This window comes from Frateuria sp. (assembly GCF_013362045.1).
Lineage (GTDB): Bacteria > Pseudomonadota > Gammaproteobacteria > Xanthomonadales > Rhodanobacteraceae > Frateuria_A.
On sequence record NZ_JABFWW010000057.1, the window covers coordinates 1 to 4,894 of the forward strand.

4 protein-coding genes are annotated in these 4,894 nt (G+C 67.7%); 1 reads left to right on the plus strand and 3 read right to left on the minus strand.

Annotated elements, in window-relative coordinates; genetic code table 11:
• The 3 genes from HOQ08_RS02990 to sucC form a co-directional block, all read right to left on the minus strand.
• Positions 1-273, minus strand: a 273-nt coding sequence (locus HOQ08_RS02990) for a nitrilase-related carbon-nitrogen hydrolase (protein WP_291191402.1), incomplete at its 3' end; no start/stop codon positions are given.
• A gap of 148 nt (positions 274-421) precedes the next feature.
• Complete coding sequence (gene sucD / locus HOQ08_RS02995) at positions 422-1,294, minus strand: succinate--CoA ligase subunit alpha (protein WP_291191405.1); 873 nt, start codon at positions 1,292-1,294, stop codon at positions 422-424.
• Positions 1,295-1,307: 13 nt separating this feature from the next.
• Positions 1,308-2,468: an ADP-forming succinate--CoA ligase subunit beta gene (sucC, locus tag HOQ08_RS03000; RefSeq protein ID WP_343203807.1), complete on the minus strand. Its 1,161-nt coding sequence runs from the start codon at positions 2,466-2,468 to the stop codon at positions 1,308-1,310.
• Between the two features lie 347 nt (positions 2,469-2,815).
• Between sucC and HOQ08_RS03005 the strand changes: the two genes are divergently transcribed.
• Entirely contained in the window at positions 2,816-4,402 is a 1,587-nt protein-coding gene (locus tag HOQ08_RS03005) for an ATP-binding protein (protein WP_291191411.1), read from the plus strand.
• Positions 4,403-4,894: the final 492 nt, after the last annotated feature.

A 4,894-nucleotide genomic window follows, 5' to 3' on the forward strand; every position in this document is an offset into this window, starting at 1 on the left:
ACCCTCGCTGTGCGGAAAGCCGACCAGCGCGGCGATGCCGTCGGTGCCTTGCGCCAGCGAGGCGATCGCCTCGTTGCAGGCCTGCAGGAAACTCGGACGGATCAGCAGGTCCTCGGGCGGATAGCCGCTGACCGCCAGTTCCGGGAAAGCGACCAGGTCCGCGCCGCCCGCGTGCGCCTGGGCGATCAGTTCGCGGATCCGGTTCGTATTGGCGGCGACGGCGCCGACGGAGAAATCGAACTGGGCCAGGGCGAGGCGTAGCTTGGCGGTCATGGACAGGGGGCTGCTGCGGGATCGCCCATGATAATGGGGGCGGGTCGTCGGGGCGCCACCGCCTTTGCTCCCTCTATCCTTTGGGGAGAGGGAGCAAAGCAAAAGGCCACGCTTTCGCGTGGCCTTTTGCCGTGCGCGAGGTGCGCGCTTACTTCATCAGCTTCGCGAGCGTCTTGCCCAGGTCCGCCGGCGACTTCACCGTGGTCACGCCAGCCTTCTCCAGCGCCGCGAACTTGGCCGCCGCGGTGCCCTTGCCGCCGGAGATGATCGCGCCGGCATGGCCCATGCGCTTGCCGGCCGGTGCCGAGGCGCCGGCGATGAAGGACACCACCGGCTTGGTGACGTACTCGCCGATGAACTCGGCCGCGTCTTCCTCGGCGCTGCCGCCGATCTCGCCGACCATGATGATGCCCTCGGTCTGCGGGTCGTCCTGGAACAGCTTCAGGCAGTCGATGAAGTTGAGGCCGTTGATCGGGTCGCCGCCGATGCCGATGCAGGTGGACTGGCCCAGGCCCTCGTTGGTGGTCTGGAACACCGCTTCATAGGTGAGCGTGCCCGAACGCGACACGATGCCGACCTTGCCCGGCTGGTGGATGTGGCCCGGCATGATGCCGATCTTGCACTCGCCCGGGGTGATGATGCCCGGGCAGTTCGGCCCGATCAGCACGGTTTCCGGATGCTGTGCCAGCACGTTCTTCACGCGCAGCATGTCCAGCACCGGGATGCCTTCGGTGATCGCCACGATCACGCGGATGCCCGCGTCGATCGCTTCCATGATGGAGTCGGCCGCGAACGGCGGCGGCACGAAGATCACAGACGCGTCGGCGCCGGTCTCGGCGACCGCTTCCTCGACCGAGTTGAAGACCGGCAGGCCGATGTGCTGGCTGCCGCCCTTGCCCGGGGTCACGCCGCCGACGACCTTGGTGCCGTAGTCGATCGCCTGCTCGGCGTGGAAGGTGCCCTGCTGGCCGGTGAAGCCCTGCACCAGCACCTTGGTGTTCTTGTTGACCAGAACGCTCATGCTTGTTCGCTCCTCACTTCGCGGCGGCCACGGCTTTCTGCGCCGCGTCGTTGAGATCGTCGGCCGGCGTGATCGCCAGGCCGGAGTTGGCCAGCAGTTCGCGGCCCTTCTCCACGTTGGTGCCCTGCAGGCGCACGACCACCGGGATCTTCAGGCCCACTTCCTTCACCGCGGCGATGATGCCCTCGGCGATCAGGTCGCAGCGCACGATGCCGCCGAAGATGTTGACCAGGATGGCCTTCACCTTGTCGGAGGAGAGGATCAGCTTGAACGCCTCGGTCACGCGCTCCTTGGTGGCGCCGCCGCCGACGTCGAGGAAGTTGGCCGGCTCGCCGCCCGCCAGCTTGATCACGTCCATGGTGGCCATGGCCAGCCCGGCGCCGTTGACCATGCAGCCGATCGATCCGTCCATGGTCACGTAGTTGAGGTTGTGCTGCACGGCAGCCGCCTCGGCAGCGTCCTCCTGGCTCAGGTCGCGCATGGCGACCAGTTCCGGATGGCGGAAGTCGGCGTTGTCGTCGGAGTTCACCTTGCCGTCGAGCGCGGCCAGGTTGCCGTCCTCGAGGATCGCCAGCGGGTTCAGCTCCACCAGCGACAGGTCCTTCTCGTTGAACAGCCGGTACAGGCCCAGCATGATCTTGGTCAGCTGGTTGACCTGCTTGGCGTTCAAGTCCATCGCGAAGCCGAGGTTGCGGCACTGGTAGGGCTGCAGGCCTTCGACGAAGTCGACCACGATGGTGTGGATGTCCTCGGGCGTCTCGCGGGCGACCTGCTCGATGTCCACGCCGCCGTGCTTGGAGGCGATGAAGGAGATCGCCTTCGAATCGCGGTCCACCAGCACCGAAAGATAAAGCTCCTTGGCGATGTTGGTGGCGTCGGTCACCAGCACCAGGTTGACCGGCAGCGCGCGGCCGGCGGACTGGTAGGTCGCCATGTGGGTGCCCAGCATGCCCTTGGCGGCAGCGCGCACGTCGTCGAGGCTCCTGCAGAACTTGACGCCGCCGGCCTTGCCGCGGCCGCCTGCGTGGATCTGCGCCTTGACCATCCACTGCGAGCCGCCCAGCGCCTTGGCGGCGTCGACGGCGGCGTCGGGAGAGTTGGCAACCTTGCCCGGCGGCACGGCGATGCCGTACTGCGCGAACAGCTCTTTGGCCTGGTACTCGTGGAAATTCATTCGATACCTCGAGCGAACGGGAAAAACGTAACGGGCCGCACGCGACTTGCGAGGGGCGTGGGGCGCGGGAGGGGTCGGACGGCGGCTTTCACGACGCGCTGCCGGCGTGCAGTGCGCGCTGCCTGGAGTCAACCGGGCCGGAATCGCGCAATACGGCCGCGCATTTTCGCCCAAAGGCGGCTGCGATGGAAAGTGCCGCCTCCGCACCGACCCCCGGGCGGCCGGCCGCTGGCGGCGCGCGCCGGCCTGTCTATACTCCGGGCGAACCCCGCGTCGGCTCCGTCAACGTGACCTCTACGATACCCACGACCGATCCGCCCGGCTTCCAGGCCGCCCGCCCCGCCGCGGTGGCAATCCGCCACGAACTGTTCTTCCTCAACTACTTCCGCCTGGCGCAGGCGCTGGTCTACGCCGGCCTGGCGATCAGCTCGCCGCGGCTGACCTGGCCCTCCGTCGAGCAGCCGGCGCTGTCCTACGTGGTGATCGGCGTCTACCTGCTGTTCGCGTTGGGCATGCTGCTGCAGACCCGCAACGCGATGGCCAACGCCCGGCTGGTGGTGTCCGGCGCCCTGGTGGTGGACATCCTGGTGGCGGTACTGGCCGCCTGGCTGATCCACGAGGCGCGCATCGGCATCGCCATGATGCTGGCGGTGAACCTCTCCACCGGGGCGCTGGTGCTGCCGCTACGGCTGTCGAGCTTCTTCGCCGCGCTGGCCACGCTGGGCATGCTCGGCCACACGCTCATCGCCAAGGCGCCCGGCGACAGCGACCTGCTCGAATCGGGCCTGCTGGGCCTGGCCTACTTCGCCAGCACCACGCTGTGCCACGTGCTGGGCCGCCAGCTGCGCGCGACCGAGGCGCTGGCCGAGCAGCGCAGCCTGGACCTGGCCAACCTGTCGCAGGTCAACGAGCTGATCATCCGGCGCATGAAGACCGGCGTGCTGCTGGTGGACGATGCCAACCGCATCCATCAGTTGAACGAGTCGGCATGGATGCTGCTGGGCAACCCCGCGGCCGACCAGCGCGACCTGGGCAAGCTCGCGCCGGAACTTTCGCGGCGCCTCTACCACTGGATGACCTCGGGCAAGCTGGACGAGACCGCCACCCAGCTGGCCGACGGCGTGCCCGAAGTGGTGCCGCGCTTCACCCGCCTGGCGCCCAACGACGACTCGCACGTGCTGATCTTCCTGGACGACACCTCGCTGCTGTCGCGGCGCGCGGAGGAGCTGACCTTGAGTTCGCTGGGGCGCCTGTCCGCCTCGATCGCGCACGAGATCAGGAACCCGCTGGCGGCGATCCGCTACTCGGCGCAGCTGCTGGCCGAATCGCGCGAGCTCAATCCCAGCGATGCGCGCATGGTGGAGATCATCAACAACCACTGCGTGCGCCTGAACGAGATCATCGAGAACATCCTGCAGCTATCGCGGCGCGAGCGCTCGCGCCCGGAGACGCTCGACCTGGGCCGCTGGTCCAACGGTTTCGTGGAGGAATACAAGCAGGGCAACGACATCGGCGAGGACTCCCTGCGGGTGATCACCGGCAACGCGTCGGTGACGGCGGTAGCCGACCCCCAGCAGTTGCAACAGGTGGTGTGGAACCTGGTGCAGAACGCGCTGCGCTACGGCCGCATGCCCGGCGAGCCGGCGCGGGTGATGGTGGTGGTGCGCCAGGGCGAGCACGGCGTGCCGATCATGGAGGTGATCGACCGCGGCCCCGGCATCGCGCCCAAGGTCGCCGCGCAGATCTTCGAGCCGTTCTACACCACGCACGAATACGGCACGGGGCTGGGCCTGTACCTGGCGCGCCAGATGAGCGAGGCCAACCAGGCCTCGCTGGAATACGTGCGCGTGGCCGGCGGCGGCAGCTGCTTCCGCCTGGTGCTCACGCCGCCGGCGAGGCGCCCGGCGGACGGCGGCGAGGGATCGTCTGCCTGATCGCGGCCACCCTTGGGATGGGAGATATTGCGCTGCCGGCTCCAGCGGCGGGCGCTCGCGCCCAATGCGCTCCGCAGTGCTCTCCTCTTTGGGGTGCGATGTCCTTGCTCCCTCCTCTGGGATTGGGTGAGGCGGGTGCTCGCCGGATGGGTTGTTGCGCGCTGTCGCGCTTTGCCTGTCGTTCTTGCGTAGCGTTGCCCCGACCTGGCTCGCCTGCGGCGGGCTTTCGATCGCCTGCCGGCGCTCGAGTCACTTTTCTTTGCTGGCCCAAAGAAAAAGTAACCCAAAGAAATGGCCCGGAGCGGGCAACCCGATGGGACGCAAAAGCTAGGTACCGCCTTGCTTTGGTTGGTTTGGTGGTCGCTCTTAGAGGATCTACAGCGGCTACACCGCGAGCGCTCAATAACCGGGGCAAGAGAAGCGCGCTGGCGTGTTATGCCTGAAGCAGATGGTGGCTCTGCAGCGAGCAGCGGGCAGCGGGCAGCGGGCAAC

Bases quoted from the DNA above. Each gene is read 5' to 3' on its own strand.
- sucD (WP_291191405.1), bottom strand. From the start codon at position 1,294: ATGAGCGTTCTGGTCAACAAGAACACCAAGGTGCTGGTGCAGGGCTTC.
- sucC (WP_343203807.1), bottom strand. From the start codon at position 2,468: ATGAATTTCCACGAGTACCAGGCCAAAGAGCTGTTCGCGCAGTACGGC.